16 protein-coding genes are annotated in these 19,612 nt (G+C 70.7%); 13 read left to right on the top strand and 3 right to left on the bottom strand.

Features of this window, described 5'->3' with window-relative positions:
• The first annotated feature begins 24 nt into the window (after positions 1-24).
• The 5 genes from ABGB01_RS05560 to trpA all read left to right on the top strand — a co-directional run bounded on the left by ABGB01_RS05560 (position 25) and on the right by trpA (position 4,357).
• On the top strand, positions 25-657 hold the full coding sequence (locus tag ABGB01_RS05560) for a CD225/dispanin family protein (protein ID WP_347770939.1): 633 nt from the start codon (positions 25-27) through the stop codon (positions 655-657).
• Between the two features lie 46 nt (positions 658-703).
• Positions 704-1,135 carry a DUF2752 domain-containing protein gene (locus ABGB01_RS05555; protein WP_347621498.1) on the top strand — a complete coding sequence of 144 codons (432 nt, stop codon included), beginning with the start codon at positions 704-706 and terminating at the stop codon, positions 1,133-1,135.
• Between the two features lie 118 nt (positions 1,136-1,253).
• Positions 1,254-2,093 (top strand): indole-3-glycerol phosphate synthase TrpC, encoded by an 840-nt coding sequence (gene trpC, locus ABGB01_RS05550; RefSeq protein WP_347770936.1) that lies wholly within the window; start codon positions 1,254-1,256, stop codon positions 2,091-2,093.
• A gap of 38 nt (positions 2,094-2,131) precedes the next feature.
• Positions 2,132-3,337 carry a tryptophan synthase subunit beta gene (trpB, locus tag ABGB01_RS05545; protein WP_347621659.1) on the top strand — a complete coding sequence of 402 codons (1,206 nt, stop codon included), beginning with the start codon at positions 2,132-2,134 and terminating at the stop codon, positions 3,335-3,337.
• A gap of 225 nt (positions 3,338-3,562) precedes the next feature.
• Positions 3,563-4,357, top strand: a complete 795-nt coding sequence (trpA, locus tag ABGB01_RS05540; RefSeq protein WP_347770934.1) for a tryptophan synthase subunit alpha — start codon at positions 3,563-3,565, stop codon at positions 4,355-4,357.
• A 56-nt stretch (positions 4,358-4,413) separates the two neighbouring features.
• Here trpA and ABGB01_RS05535 read toward each other — a convergent pair whose 3' ends face one another.
• On the bottom strand, positions 4,414-5,058 hold the full coding sequence (locus tag ABGB01_RS05535) for a VC0807 family protein (protein ID WP_347770932.1): 645 nt from the start codon (positions 5,056-5,058) through the stop codon (positions 4,414-4,416).
• Positions 5,055-5,660 (bottom strand): TetR/AcrR family transcriptional regulator, encoded by a 606-nt coding sequence (locus tag ABGB01_RS05530; RefSeq protein ID WP_347770930.1) that lies wholly within the window; start codon positions 5,658-5,660, stop codon positions 5,055-5,057. Before ABGB01_RS05530 ends, ABGB01_RS05535 begins: the two co-directional genes overlap by 4 nt.
• Positions 5,661-5,851: 191 nt before the next feature.
• On the opposite strand from ABGB01_RS05530, the gene ABGB01_RS05525 reads away from it, so the two are divergent.
• From ABGB01_RS05525 to ABGB01_RS05500, 6 genes are all read left to right on the top strand, one after another.
• Entirely contained in the window at positions 5,852-6,325 is a 474-nt protein-coding gene (locus tag ABGB01_RS05525; RefSeq protein WP_347770928.1) for a MauE/DoxX family redox-associated membrane protein, read from the top strand.
• Positions 6,322-7,086: a thioredoxin domain-containing protein gene (locus tag ABGB01_RS05520; RefSeq protein WP_347770926.1), complete on the top strand. Its 765-nt coding sequence runs from the start codon at positions 6,322-6,324 to the stop codon at positions 7,084-7,086. Before ABGB01_RS05525 ends, ABGB01_RS05520 begins: the two co-directional genes overlap by 4 nt.
• Positions 7,087-7,112: 26 nt before the next feature.
• Positions 7,113-8,333, top strand: coding sequence for a prolipoprotein diacylglyceryl transferase (gene lgt / locus ABGB01_RS05515; protein WP_347770924.1), 1,221 nt, complete (start codon positions 7,113-7,115; stop codon positions 8,331-8,333).
• Positions 8,330-9,034, top strand: a complete 705-nt coding sequence (locus tag ABGB01_RS05510; protein WP_347770922.1) for a VIT1/CCC1 transporter family protein — start codon at positions 8,330-8,332, stop codon at positions 9,032-9,034. The genes lgt and ABGB01_RS05510 overlap by 4 nt, the downstream gene beginning before the upstream one ends.
• 230 nt (positions 9,035-9,264) lie before the next feature.
• Positions 9,265-10,659, top strand: a complete 1,395-nt coding sequence (locus tag ABGB01_RS05505) for a hypothetical protein (RefSeq protein WP_347770920.1) — start codon at positions 9,265-9,267, stop codon at positions 10,657-10,659.
• The gene (locus ABGB01_RS05500) at positions 10,659-11,246 is read left to right on the top strand and encodes a hypothetical protein (RefSeq protein ID WP_347770918.1); all 588 of its coding nucleotides are present in this window, start codon (positions 10,659-10,661) and stop codon (positions 11,244-11,246) included. The genes ABGB01_RS05505 and ABGB01_RS05500 overlap by 1 nt, the downstream gene beginning before the upstream one ends.
• Positions 11,247-11,584: 338 nt before the next feature.
• On the opposite strand, the gene ABGB01_RS05495 is transcribed toward ABGB01_RS05500, so the two are convergent.
• A complete protein-coding gene (locus ABGB01_RS05495) occupies positions 11,585-13,159 on the bottom strand; it encodes a bis-aminopropyl spermidine synthase family protein (RefSeq protein ID WP_347770916.1) in 1,575 nt (524 codons plus the stop codon).
• Positions 13,160-13,478: 319 nt separating this feature from the next.
• Between ABGB01_RS05495 and gltB the strand changes: the two genes are divergently transcribed.
• Positions 13,479-17,984: a glutamate synthase large subunit gene (gene gltB / locus ABGB01_RS05490; protein ID WP_347770914.1), complete on the top strand. Its 4,506-nt coding sequence runs from the start codon at positions 13,479-13,481 to the stop codon at positions 17,982-17,984.
• 77 nt (positions 17,985-18,061) lie between these two features.
• The gene (locus ABGB01_RS05485) at positions 18,062-19,540 is read left to right on the top strand and encodes a glutamate synthase subunit beta (RefSeq protein ID WP_347770912.1); all 1,479 of its coding nucleotides are present in this window, start codon (positions 18,062-18,064) and stop codon (positions 19,538-19,540) included.
• Positions 19,541-19,612 lie beyond the last annotated feature (72 nt).

The raw sequence follows: 19,612 nt of genomic DNA, 5'->3' as shown, positions 1-19,612 counted from the left end.
ATGACGACATGAGGGGTCACTAGCATGAGTTACGGAAACCAGGGCGACGGTGGCTACGGCGCCCAGCCACCCGGCGGCGGCTATGGCCAGCAGCCTCCCAGCGGTGGCGGTGGCTACGGCCAGCAGCCTCCCAGCGGTGGCGGTGGCTACGGCCAGCAGCCTCCCAGCGGTGGCGGCGGTTACGGCCAGCAGCCGCCGAGCGGCGGGGGCTATGGCGGTGGCTACGGCCAGCAGCCGCCCAGCGGCGGCGGCTATGGCCAGCAGCCGCCGAGCGGCGGTGGTTACGGCGGTGGCTACGGCCAGCAGCCGCCCAGCGGCGGCGGCTACGGCGACGGCGGTTACGGCCAGCCCCCCGGCGGTGGCTACGGCGGCGGTGGCAACCCGCCCGACAACCAGCTCGTCCCGGCCATCCTCACGACCCTGTTCTGCTGCCTGCCGCTCGGCATCGTGGCGCTCGTCAAGTCGTCGCAGGTCAACTCGAAGTGGCAGGTCGGCGACTACCAGGGTGCGATGCAGGCCGCGGAAGAGGCCAAGACGTGGTGGAAGCGCAGCCTGATCTTCGGGGCCATCGGCATCGTCATCGGCATCATCGCGTACATTGTGATCTTCTTCATCCTGGCCGCGAGCGTGTCCACGTACTCGTACTCGACGTACTGAGCCGGTGTGACGGCGGGCAGTGCGCTGGAAGGCGGATACTGAAAGCATGAGCATCGCAACAGCCGGGCGGCGTGACACGGGTCGCGCCAGGCGCCTGCTCGCGCCGCTCGGTGTTGCGGCGGGCGTGGGCGCCGCGTTCGCCTTCGTCGGCGTGGTCGACCCCAATGAGCCCGGGCACTATCCGACATGCCCGTTCCTGTGGCTCACTGGCCTCTACTGCCCAGGCTGCGGCACCATGCGCACCATGCACGCCCTCGCGCATCTCGATCCGGTCGCCGCGCTGGGGCTCAACCCGCTCGCCGTGGCCATGATCCCGTTCCTGCTGTTCTGGTGGGGGCGATGGGTGCTGCGCGCCTGGCAGGGCCGGCCCAGACGCACGACGCTGGCGCATCCGGCGTGGCTGTGGGCCTTCATCGGGGTCGTCATGGTCTACTGGGTCGTCCGTAATCTGCCTGTCGGCGCGTTCCTCGCCCCCTAGGCAGGGCCGGTGGTGAGGTGCCCCCGCTGGGGCCGATACCATCGCAGGACAAGGCGGAGAGCGTACGCGAGGCGAACTCTCCACCACCCCCACTGTCGACCGGAGGGACCCCAAGCGCGTGAGTGAGCGGACGGAAGGGCCGAGTGTCCTCGACGGCATCCTCGACGGGGTGCGCGCCGACCTCGCCGCACGCCAGCAGGCCGTGTCCATGGACGAGCTCAAGCAACGAGCCGAGCGGGCCCGGCCGGCCAGGGACGCGATGGCCGCGCTCGGGGGCGACAGGATCTCGGTGATCGCCGAGGTCAAGCGGTCCAGCCCGTCCAAGGGCGCGCTCGCCGCGATCGCCGACCCGGCGGCGCTGGCCGCCGACTACGAAGCGGGCGGCGCCCACGTCATCAGCGTGCTGACCGAGCGCCGCAAGTTCGGGGGCAGCCTCGACGACCTGGCCGCGGTCCGCACCAGGGTCGACATCCCGATCCTGCGCAAGGACTTCATCCTCACCTCCTACCAGCTGTGGGAGGCCAGGGCCTACGGCGCCGACCTGGCGCTGCTGATGGTCGTCTGCCTGGAGCAGGAGGCGCTGGTGTCGCTGATCGAGCGGGCCGAGTCGATCGGGCTCACCCCGCTGGTCGAGGTGCACACCGAGGACGAGCTCGAGCGAGCGGTCGCCGCGGGGGCCCGGGTCATCGGGATCAACGCCCGCAATCTGAAGACACTCGAAGTCGATCGCGACGTGTTCGCGAAGCTGGCGCCGAAGATCCCCGATAATGTGATCAAAATCGCCGAGTCGGGTGTGCGTGGCCCGCATGACCTGCTCGCTTACGCTAGAGGTGGCGCCGACGCCGTCCTGGTGGGGGAGAGCCTGGTCACCGGCAAGGACCCGCGCAAGGCCGTGGAGGCGCTGGTGACGGCCGGCGCCCATCCGTCGACGCGACCCGACCACTCAGCAGAGGGATAGCAGTGGCACACGAAGGCTCCATTTTGACCGCCGCCGACCTGGCGGGCAACGGCGCGCACGGCGACGATCCCGACGTGCACGGCAAGTTCGGCATCTTCGGTGGCCGATATGTGCCGGAGGCCCTCATCCCGGCGCTCGACGAGGTGGCCGCGGTCTACGAGAAGGCCAAGAACGACGCGCAGTTCCTGCGCGAGTTCGACCACCTGCTGCGCACCTACGCCGGCCGGCCGACCACGCTGACCGACGTGCCGCGCTTCAGCGAGCAGGCCGGTGGCGCCCGGGTCGTGCTCAAGCGGGAGGACCTCACCCACACCGGCGCACACAAGATCAACAACGTCCTGGGCCAGGCGCTGCTGACCAAGCGGCTCGGCAAGAAGCGGGTGATCGCCGAGACCGGCGCCGGCCAGCACGGCGTGGCCACGGCGACCGCCGCGGCCCTGCTCGGCCTGGAGTGCGTCATCTACATGGGCGCGGTCGACTGCGAGCGCCAGGCACTCAACGTCGCCAGGATGAAGCTGCTCGGCGCGACCGTGGTGCCGGTGACCAACGGCTCGCAGACGCTGAAGGACGCCATCAACGAGGCGTTCCGCGACTGGGTGACCAACGTCGACACCACCCACTACCTCTTCGGCACGGTCGCGGGCCCGCACCCGTTCCCCGAGATCGTGCGCGACTTCGCCCGCATCATCGGCGTGGAGGCCCGCCGCCAGATCCTCGAGCTGACCGGCCGGCTGCCCGACGCGGTGTGCGCCGCGGTCGGCGGCGGCAGCAACGCGATCGGCGCCTTCCACGCGTTCATCGGCGACGAGGGCGTGCAACTGCACGGCTACGAAGCGGCCGGGCGCGGCCTGGAGAGCGGCGAGCACGCGCTCACCCTCACCGCGGGCTCGGTCGGCGTGCTGCACGGCGCGCGCACCTACGTCCTGCAGGACGACGAGGGCCAGACCATCGAGTCCCACTCGATCTCCGCCGGGCTCGACTATCCGGGCGTCGGCCCCGAGCACGCCTGGCTAAGAGACTCCGGCCGCGCCACCTACCACGGCGTCACCGACGATCAGGCGATGGCCGCGTTCTCCCTGCTGGCCAGGACCGAGGGCATCATCCCCGCCATCGAGTCCTCCCACGCCCTGGCGGGCGCGCTGGAGCTCGGCCGCGAGCTCGGCCCGGAGGCCACCATCCTGGTCAACCTCTCCGGCCGCGGCGACAAGGACATGGGCACGGCGATGAAATACTTCAACCTCTGAGACCCTCCGAGGCCTCAAGACCTCCGAGCCCTCGGAGACCTTCGAGACCGCTGAGAGGCCGGGGCCGCCGAGGCCGCCGGGACCACGCGGACCGCTGACGGTCTGCGCCGGGCCGCTCACCGCGCGGCCTCCCGCGACACCCCGGGCCTTCATCGGCGCGGAGGATTCTGGGCGGGGCGCGCGGCAGGGCATCATGGTGAGACTCGACCTTCGAAACGGACAGACATGACGACTCTTCAGACGGTTTTCGCCAAGGCGAAGGCGGACAACCGGGCCGCGCTCGTCGGCTACCTGCCGGCGGGCTTCCCGTCCAAGGACGGCGCCATCGCCGCCGCCACGACCTTGGTGGAGGCCGGCTGCGACGTCATCGAGATCGGCCTCCCCTACTCCGACCCGCTCATGGACGGGCCCACCATCCAGGACGCCGTGCACAGGTCCCTGGTCAATGGCACGCGCATCGCCGACGTGATGCGCACGGTCGAGGGGGTCGCCGCGACCGGTGCCGCCACGCTCGTCATGACCTACTGGAACCCCATCGACAAATACGGCGCAGAGCGCTTCGCCCGCGACCTGGCCAACGCGGGCGGCGCGGGCACGATCACGCCCGACCTGACGCCCGAGGAGTCGGAGCCGTGGCGGGCCGCCTCGGCGGGCGCCGGCATCGACACCGTGTTCCTGGTGGCGCCCAGCTCGACGGAGCAGCGCATCAAGGCCGTCGTCGACTGTTGCACGGGTTTCGTCTACGCGGCCTCGCTCATGGGCGTCACGGGCGCCAGAGAGAGCGTCAACGTCGCCGCCGAGGGCCTCGTGCAGCGCACCCGCGCCCACACCGACCTGCCGGTGTGCGTGGGCCTGGGGGTCGGCACCGGTGATCAGGCGGCCGAGGTGGCGGCCTACGCCGACGGCGTCATCGTGGGGTCGGCGTTCATTCGCCGCATCCTCGACGCCCCCGACGAGGCCGCGGGCCGGGAGTCGATCGCCGTCCTCGCGAAAGACATGGCCAAGGGTGTGCGCCGCTGACGACGGCCGTGCTTCAGGGCCGGTGGTGCTTCGGGACCGCTGACGCCGGGAGGGTTTCAGGCGTGGCGGAGGCCGGCGTAGAGCTTGGAATAAGGGTTGTAGACGCCGCTGGGCACCAGATAGAGGTTGAGGGCGACCTGCATCAGCACCAGCCAGACGGCATACTGCACGGCGCTGAGGCCGGGCACGACGTCGATCGGCAGGGTGTGGGCGATGACCACCCGCACGCCGGCGTCGACGATCAGGCCGAGCCCATAGATGACGGTCGCCACCCGCCAGACCCGGCGGAAGCCGGGCAGCCGCTCCCAGAGCACGTCCCACGACTCGCGGGGTCCGACCCGCCCTTCGAGCAGGAGCCGGGTGAACACGAATCCCAGCGGCTTGCCGCCGCGCGCGCTGGCCAGGAACCACAGGCCCCCGACCGCCATGAACCAGCCGTCCTTGGCCAGCAGGAGCCGCGGGTCGTCGACGAGCAGCGAGACCGCGGCGCCGATCAGCATCATGGTCGTCATGAACAGGCCGATCCTGTCGGGCCTGCGGCGGCGTACGAGATCGGACACGACGCTGAGGCCCGGGATGAACGAGCAGATCAGCAATGCGGCGTAGGAGCCGACGTCGGCGGCGCGCAGGAGGTAATAGAGGCCGATGGGCACGCCCACGTCCACCGCCAGGGTGAGCAGCCCTCTGGTCCTGGCGCTCACGGCCGCACAGCCCTGGCGAACAGCCCGGCCAGCTCGTCGGCATATTCCGCCAGGTCGGCGTCCGGGTCGGCCTCCAGCAGGAACGGCAGCCCGTCGAGCGACCGCTGGATCGCCATCGCCATCACGCGGGTGTTGAACGCGCCGAACTCGCCGCTCTCCTGGCCCCGGACGAGGACGCGTTCGACGTGGGCCAGCACCGACAGGTCGGTGGCCGCGTCCTGCGCCGCGGAACCGCCTTCCGGCCTGAAGTTGAGGAAGATCTCCGTGGCGGCGCGCATCTCGGCGCGGTGGCCGGCGATGTACTCCACCAGCGAGCGGATGTAGGTCTCGAGCGCGGCGCCCGGCGTGGTCGCGGCGCTCACCCGCGCGGTCATGAACGCCGCCAGCTCGCTGTAGATCGTGCCGATGGCCTTGCCGATCAGCTCGTCCTTGCTGTCGAAGTGGTAGGAGATCAGCCGGGTGCTGCTGAGCCCGGCCCGCTCGGCGATCCTGGAGAAGGACGCCTGCCGATAGCCGAGCTCGGCGATCGTGGCGATGGTCGCGGCGACGATCTGTGCGCGCCGCGCGGAGCTCGTCACCGAGTCCTCCCGCTTTACTCGCATGAGTAATTTTTAACTCATCCAAGTAAAACACGCAACTCGGAGAGCCTGAACGAGGAAGCGGCTTAGCCGACGCTTATCGTGAACGTGATCGGATGGGAACCGGTACTGTGCCCATCTCGGCACAGAGAAAGAGGAGATGACCCGTGGCCGCGTCGCAACCGTCACATCGAGCTACGTCAGCGATACCCTGGGTGACGGTCGTCGCCCGGCTGGTCCTGGGCGGAGTGCTGATCGCGGCGGGTGCGCTCAAGATCGGCAACCCGACGGACTCCGTGGTGGCGGTCAAGGCTTACCAGCTGCTGCCCGAGTCGATCGCCGTCCCGGTGGGCTACGCCCTGCCGATGTTGGAGATCGTGGTCGGCGTGCTGCTGGTCGTCGGTCTGCTGACCAGGGTGGCCGCGGTGGTCGCGGGGTTGCTCATGTTCGCGTTCGTCTTCGGCATCGCCTGGGCCTGGGCGAACGGCCTGCGGATCGACTGCGGCTGCTTCGGCGGCGGCGGCCAGCTGGGAAAGGGGCAGGAGCCCACCTACCTGCTCGACATCCTGCGTGACTTCGGCCTCGTGCTTCTCGGCGCCTGGATCACGCGTTTCCCGCCGGGCCGTTTCGCTCTCGACGGAGCACTCGGCCTGGGGAGCGATACTCGTGATGTGGAGGACGAAGGATGAGCAAGGGGCAGCGGACGAAGACCATGTCGAAGTCAGCGCGTGACAAGATCAAGGAACAGCAGGCCGCCGCTCGTGCCCAGGAGCGACGCAGGAAGATCGTGACCTACGTGACCGCCGGAGTGGTGGCGGTGGCCGCGGTCGGAGCCGGCTGGTGGTATGCGGCCAGCACCTCCCAATCGGAGGAGGCCTCCGGCGCGCTCGCACCCATCACGGTGCAGCCCGACGGCGCCGCCGTGATGGCCAAGCAGGGCGTCAACGCGCCCGTGGTCGACATCTATGAGGACTTCCAGTGCCCCGCCTGCAAGGAGCTCGAGCGGGTCAGCGGGCAGACGTTCAAGAACCTTGCCGCCGAGGGCCTGGCCAAGGTGGTCTACCACCCCATCACGATCTTCTCGCAGGAGCCGACCAAGTCCAATTCCGTACGCGCCGGCAGCGCCTCCCGCTGCGTGGCCGACGGCAAGCAGTGGATGGCCTTCCACGACCTGCTCTTCGAGAACCAGCCGTCGGAGACCGAGCCGGGCTTCACCCCCGAGCAACTCGTGCAGTGGGGTAAGGACGCCGGGGTCACGTCGCCGGGGTTCGAGCAGTGCGTCACCTCGGGCAAGCACGCCCAGGCGCAGCTGTCGTACAGCAAGAAGGTCAGCGATGAGCAGAAGCTCGACCACACGCCGACCGTGAAACTGAACGGCACAGAAATAGACAACGGGGTACTCTTCAGTCCACAAGAGTTGCGCGAAGAGATTACGAAGGCGGCCAAGTAGCCGCGCTTCCGCTACCCTCACGTGACATGCCCCTTGCCTCGATTCCCAGCCCTTCCCAAGGGGTCTGGTATCTCGGAATCATCCCGATCCGGGCTTATGCGCTCTGCATTGTGCTCGGCGTCATCGTCGCCGTCTGGCTGAGCGAGCGGCGTTGGCGCGCTCGTGGGGGCCAGCAGGGGACGATCATCGACATCGCGGTTCCCGCGGTCATCTTCGGTCTGATCGGCGGCCGCCTCTACCACGTCATCACCGACTGGCAGACCTATTTCGGCAGCCGCGCGATCAAGGAGCCCATCCAGGCGCTGTTCATCTGGGAGGGCGGTCTCGGCATCTGGGGCGCGGTCGCGCTCGGCGGCGTCGGCGTCTGGTGGTCCGTGCGCAAGCGCGGCATCTCCATGGGCGCCGTCGCCGACACGGTCGCGCCCGGCATCGCCTTCGCCCAGGGCATCGGCCGCTGGGGCAACTGGTTCAACCAGGAGCTGTACGGCTCGCCGACCACGCTGCCGTGGGGCCTGGAGATCGACGCCGACCACGGGGGAGAGCCCGGGGTCCTCTACCACCCGACGTTCCTGTACGAGTCGATCTGGGACATCGCGCTCGGCTTCGCGCTGCTGTTCGCCGGGCGGCGGTTCATGCTGCACTACGGCCGGCTGTTCGCCCTCTACGTCGCCGGCTACACGCTCGGCAGGTTCTGGATCGAAGGGCTGCGCATCGACCCGGTCGGCGGGGTCGATCACGCGGTGACCTTCCTCGGGCTCCGGATCAACCAGTGGACGTCGGTCGTGTTGTTCGTGGGCGCGCTGGTCTACCTCTGGGCGACGAGGAGGAAGGACAGCGAAGAGATCGTCGTGCCCCTGTCCGACCTTCCGGATCCGGCGCACGTGTCCGGTCAGGCCGACCCCGGCTCGCCCGACGCCCCTTCCCCGGCGTCCTCGGGCGACGCTTCTGACCCGCCGGCGGAGGGCTCCGGCGGCGGCACGTCCGGCGAGCCCGGTGCGGAAACGGCGACGCCCTCCGACGAAACCTCCCCGGCGGGGGACGACGCACCCCGGGCTGAGGCGTCCCGGAGCGACACGGCCGGGGTTGACGAGGCCCGGAGCGACGCGGCCCGGAGCGACGCGGCCGGGGCCGACGCGGCCGACGGCGGCGAGGCCGATCACGGGCCGAAGGTCGATGACCCGGCGCCCGGCGAGCCGGCGGAGATCCCTGACGGTGAGGCCGCGACGAAGGGGAAGAACGCGCGATGAGCGGTCGCGCGGAGGCGCACCACCAGCACCGCGACGTCACCGGAGGCTGGTTGCGGCCATCGGTGTTCGGGGCGATGGACGGTCTGGTGTCGAACTTCGCGCTGATCGCGGGTGTCGCGGGCGGCACCGCCAACACCAAGGTCATCTCACTCGCCGGCGTCGCCGGGCTCGCCGCGGGCGCGCTGTCCATGGCGGGTGGCGAATACGTCTCGGTGGCGAGCCAGCGCGAGCTGGCCCAGGCCGAGATCGCCGTCGAACGCCGCGAGCTCGCCCGTCACCCCGACGACGAACGCGCCGAGCTGGCGCAGACGTTCGTCGAGAGGGGCGTGTCCCCGGAACTGGCGGCCGAGGTCGCCCGGCAGATCTCGCAGAACCCCGAGCAGGCGCTGGAGGTTCACACCCGTAACGAGCTCGGCGTGGCCCCTGGCGACCTGCCGTCGCCGTCGCTGGCCGCGGTGTCGTCGTTCCTGTCGTTCAGCTTGGGGGCGGTGCTGCCGCTGCTGCCGTACCTCGTCGGGGTGCAGAGCCTGACGGTGTCGGCGATGATCTCCTGCGTGGCCCTGTTCGCGGCGGGCGCGCTCGTCTCGACGGTGACCGCCCGTAACTGGTGGTATTCCGGGTTGCGGCAGCTCGTCGTGGGCGGGGTGGCCGCCGCGGTCACGTTCGCGGTGGGCAACCTGATCGGGGCGGAGGTGCTGTGATGGCCCGCAGAAGAGCCGCGCCCGGTTCCGGCAACCCCTCACGAAGCCCTCGCGACGGTGCCCGCCCCGCAGCCGACCCCCAGGGCCCCGGCCCCCGCGCCGCGGGTGGGCGTAGCGGTGAGTGGCCTGCGGCGGAGGGTCGTGGCGATGGCTGGCCTGCGGCGGGTGCGCAGGGCCCGGGGTCGTTCTCGGGGGCGGAGGGCACGCACGCGGATGGTGCGGACCGGTCCGTGGGCTCCCGTGGCGGCCGGAGGGCGCGGGTACGTGGCCGCAGGCAGCAGGTGCCCCCCGAACCCGATGGCACGTACTCCCGTGGCCGGTCAGCGGACGGTGATGACCGGCCCGCGGGCCAATCCAGCGGCGGTTGGCCCGCTGCGGCGAGCGGGGAGGGCGACGGCGGCCGGTCGGCCCGTACGCGTGGAGGGCGCAGGTCGGCCCGCCGGGCCGCCGCCGACCCACTCTCCGGCGATCCGGGCACCGGCCACTTCGGACCTGGCACCAGCACCGGGCCGTTCGGCGGAGAGCCAGCGGGCGGGAGCTTCCACAGCGGCACCGGGCAGCCAGGACCAGGAGGCGGCGGTGCCGGCTGGTTCCGCGAGGACAGCCGCGGTCCCGGCCAGCCCGGCGGCGAGGATGCCGGTCGAACCGGGGGCCGTAGGGACGGTGGGCGGCCCGGCGGTGTTGAGGATGGTGGCCGGTCGGAAGGGCGCAGGGGTGCCGGGCGGTCCGGGGGCAGGGTCAAGCTCCGGGGCGGCGCCGGATGGCCGCTGCAGGAGGACGGCGGCACGGGCGAGGCCGCGGCCGTTGGGCGGGGGGCGGGCACGTCCTCGCGCAAGCGGCGGCGTACCCCTCCGTCCGACTGGCAGTTCCCGCTGCTCACCGCCTGGGGCCTGCGTCCTGATCAGCAGCGGTTGCTCGTGATCATCGCCGCGGTCGTGGGCGTGCTGGCCGGTGGCACGGGGCTGGTGTTCGCCGTGGGCTCCATCGGCGAGTACACGCCTCAGCAGCGCAGGAGTGCCGCCGTGGTCGCGCCCGGCTCGACGTTGCCGCGGATCTTCCACGGCTGGAGCTCGCCCAAACTGTTCGCCCCGCTGACCGACAGGACCAAGGACAAGCGCGCGCTGACGAAGAAGGAGATGTTCGGCCACAAGCAGCTCTCCGTCACCAAGAAGCTCAAGCTCAAGCTGGTCGCCAAGCAACTCGACGCCGACTGTTCGGCGGCTCTGTGGGGTGAGACCGTGGTGGAACAGGTCTCCGACGCCGGATGCAGCCAGGCCGCCCGTGGCCTGTACGTCAGCTCCGACGGCCGCTATGTCGGCCAGTACACGCTGCTCAACCTGAAGGACGGCAAGTCGGCCGCCGCCCTGGTGGAGTCGTTGAAGACCGACTACCGGGGCGGGTGGACGATCCCCCTGCCCTCCTCCAAGGCGTCCTTCCCCGCGGGAGGCTATTCCGAGGCGGGCGGCTACGCGCTGGGGCACTATGTCGGCCTTGTCTGGCTCGGCAGGACCGACGGCGCCGAACCGACCGCCAAGGACGACTTCGTCTCCCTGACCTTGGCGTTGCGCGGTGCGGAGAAGCCCGTCTACCGCAGGGTCGTCTCGCTCACGGGGCCGTCGGCCTGATGTCACGTCGTCTCGTCATCCCCGTTGTGATCGCCGCCTTGGTAGCCATCGCCGCGGGCGGCTGGTGGTGGTTGCGCCGCGACGAACCCCGCCCGTCGGCCTTCCACGCCGAGCCCACTTCCGCCTTCTACGCGTCCATCGACGACCGCAAGAACGACGCCGCCCCGCTCACTCAGCAGGAGGTCTTCACCTCCGCCGTCAAGACCCTGGGGGCCATGCGGCTGGAGAGCACCCAGCAGTTCACCGACTGCGACGAGGTCCTGTGGGGCGCCTCGGCCTCAGGCTGCACGCAGGCGCTCCAGGGCGTCTACAAGGGCAACCTGAGCACGGGCCAGTTCGTCATCTTCAACATGGCTGACGGGCGAGCCGCCGACGCGCTGGTGTCGGCCCTGGGCGAGGACGGGTTCGTACGCCAGGGCATCGCCTTCGAGGCCGCCGGCAGCCGCGCGCAGGTGCGTGCCATGGGCCACTACGTAACGGTGAGCTGGGTCGGCGGTTCCGCGCCCGCGCAGGAACTCCTCGCGGCGCTGGTGGCACTCGACGGCTTGGGCCGTGTCGTCCAGGATCGCGTCGTCGCCGCCACCTGACCTCGAAACGGTGCCTGAACCGGTCTGGTGCTGTATTTCAGGTGCATAGCCGCACTCCGGCTGGGGCGGGCCTCGGTTCGGGGCGGGTGTTCGGCGCTCCGCCTCTGGAAGAACGCCGTGCTGCCACCGGGCGACGCTGAAAGCCGCGGACTCGACCGTGGGCGCGGGCCAATGGTGTTCGGTTGGCGCCGGTCAGGGATGCCGCGCATGTCTGGGTGGCGGTGCCGGCCATCTGGCCGGTGAGGACCTGCGCGCCGGTGGGGGGGCGGGGCCTGGGCCGGGAGCAGCGGGTCTGCGGGAAGTGGCGTCGGGGGAAGCTGAGCGCCTGGGAAAGCGGGTCAGGAGGTGGTGCCGGGGGACGTGGGGGCGGGGGAGGTCGTGGTCAGGGACGTGACGGTTGCGGAGACCGCCTCCGGGAGGCTGGACAGGCGGTGCAGCGGCGCCTCCAGCGGGGTCAGGTCTTCCGCCCAGGGGGCCGCCTCGCGGATGAGGGCCCTGGCGTCGTTCTTGGTGAGCGTGGCGCCCTGCTCGCGGGCCGCCGCGATGAGGGCCTCGCGCCACGTGTTGGCCAGCTTGGCGTGACCGTTGTCCAGGATCCTGCGCAGCACGCGGGCCGCCGGGTCGCCGGGCTGCGGGAGGCGTACGGCGTCGAGCATGTCCTCGCCGGCGCTCGACGTGTAGACGGCGGACAGCACGCCGGGCAGGGACGGCAGGCCGGCGCCCAGGACGCGTACGTGGCAGGCGCGCGTCGCCAGGAGCAGGCGGGGGAGCGCTGCCTCCAGGCCGGGCGGCAGGGCGACGGCCACGCGGTCGGAGGCGGCCGCGTAGGGCTTGGCGAGCCAGGTCGACACCTTGACCCGGGGCTGGGTGAGCTCCTTGGGCCATTCGCCCACCAGCAGGTCGGGCTCGAAGTCTGAAATGCCCCTCTCTGGGGCTGAGATGCCCTTGTGGGCGTTTTCTATGGCTTGTGGGCCTTGGGTGTAGATGGCGGTGGCCTGGCGGCTCAGGCGGGACGTCACGGCCGGGCGGGTCTTGCTGGTGGGCCGGAGGATGTACAGGTCGGCCGCCGAGCCGATGGCCTCCGCGCCGAAATAGCGGTTGAAGTCGGGGTAGATGGCTTCGTAGGCGAGGTTGAGGTCCGCCAGGGCCTGCTGGACCTTGAACGCCAGCATGGGCACGCGCTCGCCGGCGCCGTAGGCCAGCAGCACCCGCCCGTCGTCCTTCAGCCCCTCCACGGCGCGCGCCACGAACAGGCCGACGCCCTCCGGCGTGTACGGCGGGTCGGTGAGCGCCAGGTCGTGTCCCTTCGCCGAAACCGGCAGGCCGAGCCGCAGGTCGGCCCAGCGGGTGCGGACGCCGAGCTCCTGAGCGTCGATGTAGGCCAGGATGCGCTCGTCGATGTCGGCCACCGTGACCTCGGTCTCCGGGTGGACGAGCTTGACGGCCAGCGAGGTCAGGTCGTGGTCGCCCACGCACAGCAGGCGCGCGCCCGGCAGCCAGAACCGGGCGCCGAGCAGCAGCGCCCGCCGCAGCACGGTCTCGGGCGTGGCGGCGACGTGGTCGAGGACGTGGCGGGCGCGCGGGGCGCCGGCGATGAGGGCGCTCAGGCGGTCGAGCGCGGCGGAGTAGTGGGGGAGCAGGTGGGCGACCGGGTCTTCCGGTGGCGGCGCGACGGCGAAGAGGTCCTGGAAGGCGGAGGCCTTGATGAGCGGCACGCGGAAGGCGTCGCCCAATCGCTCCAGCGGCAGCTCGCGGAGCAGCGCCTCGATGGTGCGCCTCGACGTGGCGGTCTCGCGGACCAGGCCGGCGAGCCTCCACCACTGGCCGTCGCACACGAGCGCCAGCGCGTGCCTCAGCCGCCTGCTGTCGGCCCCGGCCTCTCGAAGCAGGCGCTCCACCCCGTCACGGTCCATGGGCAAACCCTATCGAGGGGCCAGGAGCGTGCCGGAACGCTCGCGCAGCGCGGCCGGCGAGCCACCCGCCGAGCGGGGCCGGCAGAAAATCGTCATCTTTGCCGCATACAGGTGCGCCGAACCGGGAATGACACGGGCCTCCCCCAGAGTTTGGGATAGAGAGTTCGGATGCTGGACCAGCCCGAATGTTCGCAATGCGGACGTGGCGGGCACCATTCCGGCAGGGTGTTGTAACCTCTACCCACGATACGCAGCAGGGCCAACGTCGTCCCCGCCTGTAGAGCAGTTCGAGACAGACGATGACGACGGGAGGGATTAAATGCCTGCTGCCCACCTCGGGTTCCCCGAGCCTCAGGGCCTCTACCACCCCGCCAGCGAGCACGATGCCTGCGGTGTCGCCATGGTCGCCGACGTCGCGGGACGCCGTGGTCACGGCATCGTGGTCAAGGCGCTGACGGCGTTGTGCAACCTCGATCACCGGGGGGCCAAGGGTAGCGAGCCGGACACCGGCGACGGAGCCGGGATCCTGACGCAGATCCCCGATGAGTTCTACCGCGCGACCGTGCCGTTCGCGCTGCCCGCAGCCGGCGCCTACGCGTCCGGCATCGCCTTCCTGCCGATCGACGCGCAGGCCAGGCGCGTCGCCGTCGGCCTGATCGAGGAGATCGCGGCCGAGGAGGGCCTCACCGTGCTCGGCTGGCGGGAGCTGCCCGTCGACCGCGCTCTTCCCGGGCCGAGCGCCCGGGCCGTCATGCCGCACTTCGCCCAGCTGTTCGTGTCGGGACCCGGCGGGGTGGAAGGGCTGGAGCTCGACCGGCTCGCGTTCTGCCTGCGCAAGCGCGCCGAGCACGAGGCCGACGTCTACTTCCCTTCGTTGTCGGCCAGGACGATCGTCTACAAGGGCATGCTCACGCCCGACCAGGTCGAGCCGTTCTTCCCCGACCTGAGCGACGAGCGTTACGCGACCGCGATCGCGCTGGTGCACTCGCGGTTCTCCACCAACACGTTCCCCAGCTGGCCGCTGGCCCACCCCTACCGTTACGTCGCCCACAACGGCGAGATCAACACGGTCAAGGGCAACCGCAACTGGATGCGGGCGCGCGAGGCGATGCTGAAGTCCGCCGACATTCCTGGCGATATTTCACGACTTTTGCCCATCTGCGACCCGGATGGCAGCGACACCGCCAGCTTCGACGAGGCCCTTGAGCTGCTGCACATCGGCGGCCGGAGCCTGCCCCACGCCGTGCTCATGATGATCCCCGAGGCGTGGGAGAACCACACCGAGATGGACCCCGCGCGGCGGGCATTCTACGAGTTCCACTCCACGTTGATGGAGGCCTGGGACGGCCCCGCCTCGATCACGTTCACCGACGGCACCATGGCCGGCGCGGTGCTCGACCGCAACGGCCTGCGCCCGGGTCGCTTCTGGGTGACCGCCGACGGGCTGGTCGTGCTGGCCTCCGAGGCCGGCGTGCTCGACTTCAAGCCCGACGACATCGTCAGGAAGGGCCGCCTGCAGCCGGGCCGCATGTTCCTCATCGACACCGCCCGCGGCAAGATCATCGAGGACGACGAGATCAAGGCCGAGCTCGCGGCCGAGCTGCCGTACTCCGACTGGCTCCACGCGGGCCTGGTCCGCTTCGAGGAGCTGCCCGCACGACAGCGCGAGATCCCGACGCACGAGGCGCTCATCAGGCGGCAGCAGACCTTCGGCTACACCGAGGAAGAGCTGCGCGTCGTCCTGTCGCCGATGGCCAGGGCCGGTGCCGAGCCGATCGGCTCCATGGGCACCGACACGCCCGTGGCCGTGCTGAGCGAGAAGCCGCGCCTGCTGTACGACTACTTCACGCAGCTGTTCGCGCAGGTCACGAACCCGCCGCTGGACGCCATCCGTGAAGAGCTGGTCACCTCGCTGGCCAGCACGCTCGGGCCCGAGGGCAACCTGCTCGACCCAGGCCCCACGTCGTGCCGCCAGCTCGTGCTGCCGTACCCGGTGCTCGACAACGAAGAGCTCGCCAAGATCATCCACATCAACGACGAGGGTGACCTGCCCGGCTTCCACCCGTACGTCATCAGCGGGCTCTACGACGTGGCCGGCGGCGGCCAGGCGCTGCTGCGGCGCCTGGAGGAGATCAGGACGGAGGCGTCCCAGGCGATCGCCGGCGGCGCGCGCGTCATCGTGCTGTCCGACCGGGGCTCGTCCGAGACGCTGGCGCCGATCCCGGCGCTCCTGCTGACCGGCGCGGTGCACCACCACCTGATCCAGGAGAAGACCCGCACCAAGATCGGGCTGGTCATCGAGACCGGCGAGGCCCGCGAGTGCCACCACATGGCGCTGCTCATCGGCTACGGCGCCGGCGCGGTCAACCCCTACCTCGCCGTCGAGACCGTCGAGGACCTCGTCGACTCGGGCGCGCTCCAGCTCGACAAGCGCAAGGCCGTCCGCAACCTGATCAAGGCCTACGGCAAGGGTGTCATCAAGGTCATGTCCAAGATGGGCGTGTCCACGGTGGCCTCCTACACCGGCGCCCAGATCTTCGAGGCGCTCGGCCTGAGCCAGGAGGTCATCGACTCCTGCTTCACCGGCACCACCTCGCGCCTGGGCGGCGTCGGCTTCGACGTCCTGGCCAAGGAGATCGAGCTGCGGCACCGCCACGCCTACCCGCGCGTGCCGAACGCCCACCGCAACCTTCAGGTCGGCGGCGAATACCAGTGGCGGCGCGAGGGCGAGCCGCACCTGTTCAACCCCGAGACCGTCTTCAAGCTGCAGCACGCCACCAGGACCCGCCGCTACGAGATCTTCAAGGAGTACACGAACCTCGTCGACTCCCAGGCGGAGCGGCTGATGACCCTGCGCGGCCTGTTCAAGCTGCGCAAGGGCACGCCGATCCCCATCGAGGAGGTCGAGCCCGCCTCGGAGATCGTCAAGCGCTTCTCCACGGGCGCGATGTCGTACGGCTCGATCTCGATGGAGGCGCACGAGACGCTCGCCATCGCGATGAACCGGCTCGGCGGCAAGTCCAACACCGGCGAGGGCGGCGAGGACCCCGAGCGGCTCTACGACCCGGCGCGCCGCAGCGCCATCAAGCAGGTGGCCTCCGGGCGCTTCGGCGTCACCAGCGAATACCTGGTCAACGCGGCCGACCTGCAGATCAAGATGGCCCAGGGCGCCAAGCCCGGCGAGGGCGGCCAGCTGCCCGGCCACAAGGTCTATCCGTGGATCGCCAAGACCCGGCACTCCACGCCCGGCGTCGGCCTCATCTCGCCGCCGCCGCACCACGACATCTACTCGATCGAGGACCTCGCCCAGCTCATCCACGACCTGAAGAACTCCAACCCGGAGTCCAGGGTCCACGTGAAGCTGGTCGCCGAGGTCGGCGTCGGCACGGTCGCCGCGGGCGTGTCGAAGGCGCACGCCGACGTGGTGCTCATCTCCGGCCACGACGGCGGCACCGGCGCCTCGCCGCTGACCTCGCTCAAGCACGCCGGCGCCCCGTGGGAGCTCGGCCTGGCCGAGACGCAGCAGACGCTGCTCCTCAACGACCTGCGCGACCGCATCGTCGTGCAGGTCGACGGCCAGCTCAAGACCGGCCGCGACGTCATCATCGCCGCGCTGCTCGGCGCCGAGGAGTACGGGTTCGCCACCGCGCCCCTCGTCGTCTCCGGCTGCGTGATGATGCGGGTCTGCCACCTCGACACCTGCCCCGTGGGCGTCGCCACGCAGAACCCCGAGCTGCGCAAGCGCTTCACCGGCAAGCCCGAGTTCGTGGTCAACTTCTTCGAGTTCATCGCCGAGGAGATCCGCGAACATCTGGCCGAGCTGGGCTTCCGCTCGCTCGACGAGGCCATCGGGCACGTCGAGCTGCTCGACACGACGGCGGCCGAGGACCACTGGAAGGCCGGCGGGCTCGACCTGTCGCCGATCCTGCACCGGCCGGAGCTGCCCGCGGGCACCGCGCTGCGCCGCGTCGTCGAGCAGGACCACGGGCTCCAGCACGCCCTCGACAACACGCTGATCCAGCTCGCCGAGGGCGCCCTCGTGAACGGCACCCCCGTGACGCTGGAGCTGCCCATCCGCAACGTCAACCGCACGGTCGGCACCATGCTCGGCTACCAGGTGACCAAGCGCCACGGCGGCAAGGGCCTGCCCGACAACACCATCGACATCTCGTTCACCGGTTCGGCGGGCAACTCGTTGGGCGCGTTCGTGCCGCGCGGGATCACGCTGAGGCTGACCGGAGACGCGAACGACTACCTCGGCAAGGGTCTGTCCGGCGGGCGGATCACCGTCCGGCCGCACGAGGCGGCCCCGCTCGACGGCCACATCATCGCCGGCAACGTCGCCCTGTACGGCGCCACGTCCGGCGAGGTGTTCGTCCGCGGCGTCGTCGGCGAGCGCTTCTGCGTGCGCAACTCCGGCGCCACGGCGGTCGTCGAGGGCGTGGGCGACCACGGCTGCGAGTACATGACCGGGGGCAAGGCCGTGGTGCTCGGCCCGACCGGGCGCAACTTCGCGGCCGGCATGTCGGGCGGCGTCGCGTACCTGCTGGATCTCAAGCCCGAGCGGGTCAACCGCGAGATGGTCGCCATCGAGGCGCTCACCGAGCAGGACGCCGAGTTCCTCAAGGAGACCGTCGAGAAGCACTTCGCGGAGACCGGCTCGCCGGTCGCCAAGCAACTGCTCGCCGACTGGGACGCCGCGCTCGGCAGGTTCGGCAAGGTCATGCCGACCGACTACAAGAGGGTGCTGGAGGCCGCCGAGGCCGCCCGCATCGAAGGCAGGGACGTCGACGAGGCCGTCATGGCGGCCGCGGTGCAGTCATGACCCGCCGTAATGAGCCGTGCCGCCATGGCGGGCTGTGCTTGTCAACCACTGTTCAGGGTTAAGGGAGGCGTAACCGAATGGCTGACCCGAAGGGTTTCCTCACGCACGACCGGGAGCTGCCGGCGCGCCGCCCCGTGGACGTCCGCATCAGCGACTGGCGCGAGGTCTACCAGGACTTCCCGCAGGACAAGCTGACCAGGCAGGCGGCCCGCTGCATGGACTGCGGCATCCCGTTCTGCCACAACGGCTGCCCGCTCGGCAACCTCATCCCCGAGTGGAACGACCTCGTCTTCCGCACCGACTGGCGCGAGGCGATCGAGCGGCTGCACGCCACGAACAACTTCCCTGAGTTCACCGGCAGGCTCTGCCCGGCTCCGTGCGAGGCGGCGTGCGTGCTCGGCATCAACTCCGACCCGGTGGCGATCAAGCGGGTCGAGGTCGAGATCATCGACCGGGCGTTCGCCGAGGGCTGGGTGACCCCGCAGCCCCCGGCCGTCAGGACCGGCAAGAAGGTCGCCGTCGTCGGCTCGGGGCCCGCGGGCCTGGCCGCCGCCCAGCAGCTCACCAGGGCCGGGCACGACGTGGTGGTGTTCGAGCGGGCCGACAGGATCGGCGGCCTGCTGCGTTACGGCATCCCCGAGTTCAAGATGGAGAAGCGGCACATCAACCGCCGTCTCGACCAGATGCGGGCCGAGGGCACCGAGTTCCGCACCGGCGTCAACGTCGGCGTCGACATCACCGCCGCCGAGCTGCGCGAGCAGTTCGACGCCGTGGTGTTGTCGGGCGGCGCCACCCAGTGGCGTGACCTGCCGGTGGCCGGGCGCGAGCTCAAGGGCATCTACCAGGCCATGGAATACCTGCCGCTGTCCAACAAGGTCCAGGAGGGCGACCTCGACCGGTCACCGATCTCGGCCGAGGGCAAGCACGTGGTGGTGATCGGCGGCGGCGACACCGGCGCCGACTGCATCGGCACGGCGATCAGGCAGGGCGCGAAGTCCGTCACCCAGCTCGAGATCATGCCCCAGCCGCCGGCGACCAGGCCGGGCAACCAGCCGTGGCCGACGTACCCCATGTTGTTCAAGATGGAGAGCGCCCACGAGGAGCTCGCCGACGGCGGGGGAGAGCGGGTCTACGCCGTCTCCACCACCGAGTTCGCCGGCGACGCCGACGGCAACGTGCGGGCGCTGCGGCTGGTCGAGGTCGAGGGGCCGCAGAACGGGTTCAAGCCGATCCCCGGCACCGAACGCGAGATCCCGGCCGAGCTGGTCACCCTGTCCATGGGCTTCCTCGGCCCGGAGAAGGGCGCCCTGCTGCAGGACCTCGCCGCCGTCGCCGGTGACGGCTTCTACGACGCTCGGGGCAACGTCTCGCGCGACAAGACGTACATGTCCAAGGTGGACGGCGTTTTCGTGGCGGGCGACATGGGGCGCGGGCAGTCGCTCATCGTCTGGGCCATCGCCGAGGGCCGCGCGGCGGCCTCGGGCGTGGACCGGTTCCTGACGGGGGAGACGGCGCTGCCGTACCCGATCCTGCCCACCGCCCGCCCGCTGGTCTGACGGCACCGCCCGGGGCCGCCCGCGAGGCGGCCCCGGATCCGTGCGCTCAGCGTGAGCTGAGGGCGTCCACAG

It is taken from the genome of Nonomuraea sp. B5E05, assembly GCF_039880665.1.
GTDB lineage: Bacteria > Actinomycetota > Actinomycetes > Streptosporangiales > Streptosporangiaceae > Nonomuraea.
This window is presented reverse-complemented; position numbering and strand designations above follow the sequence as displayed.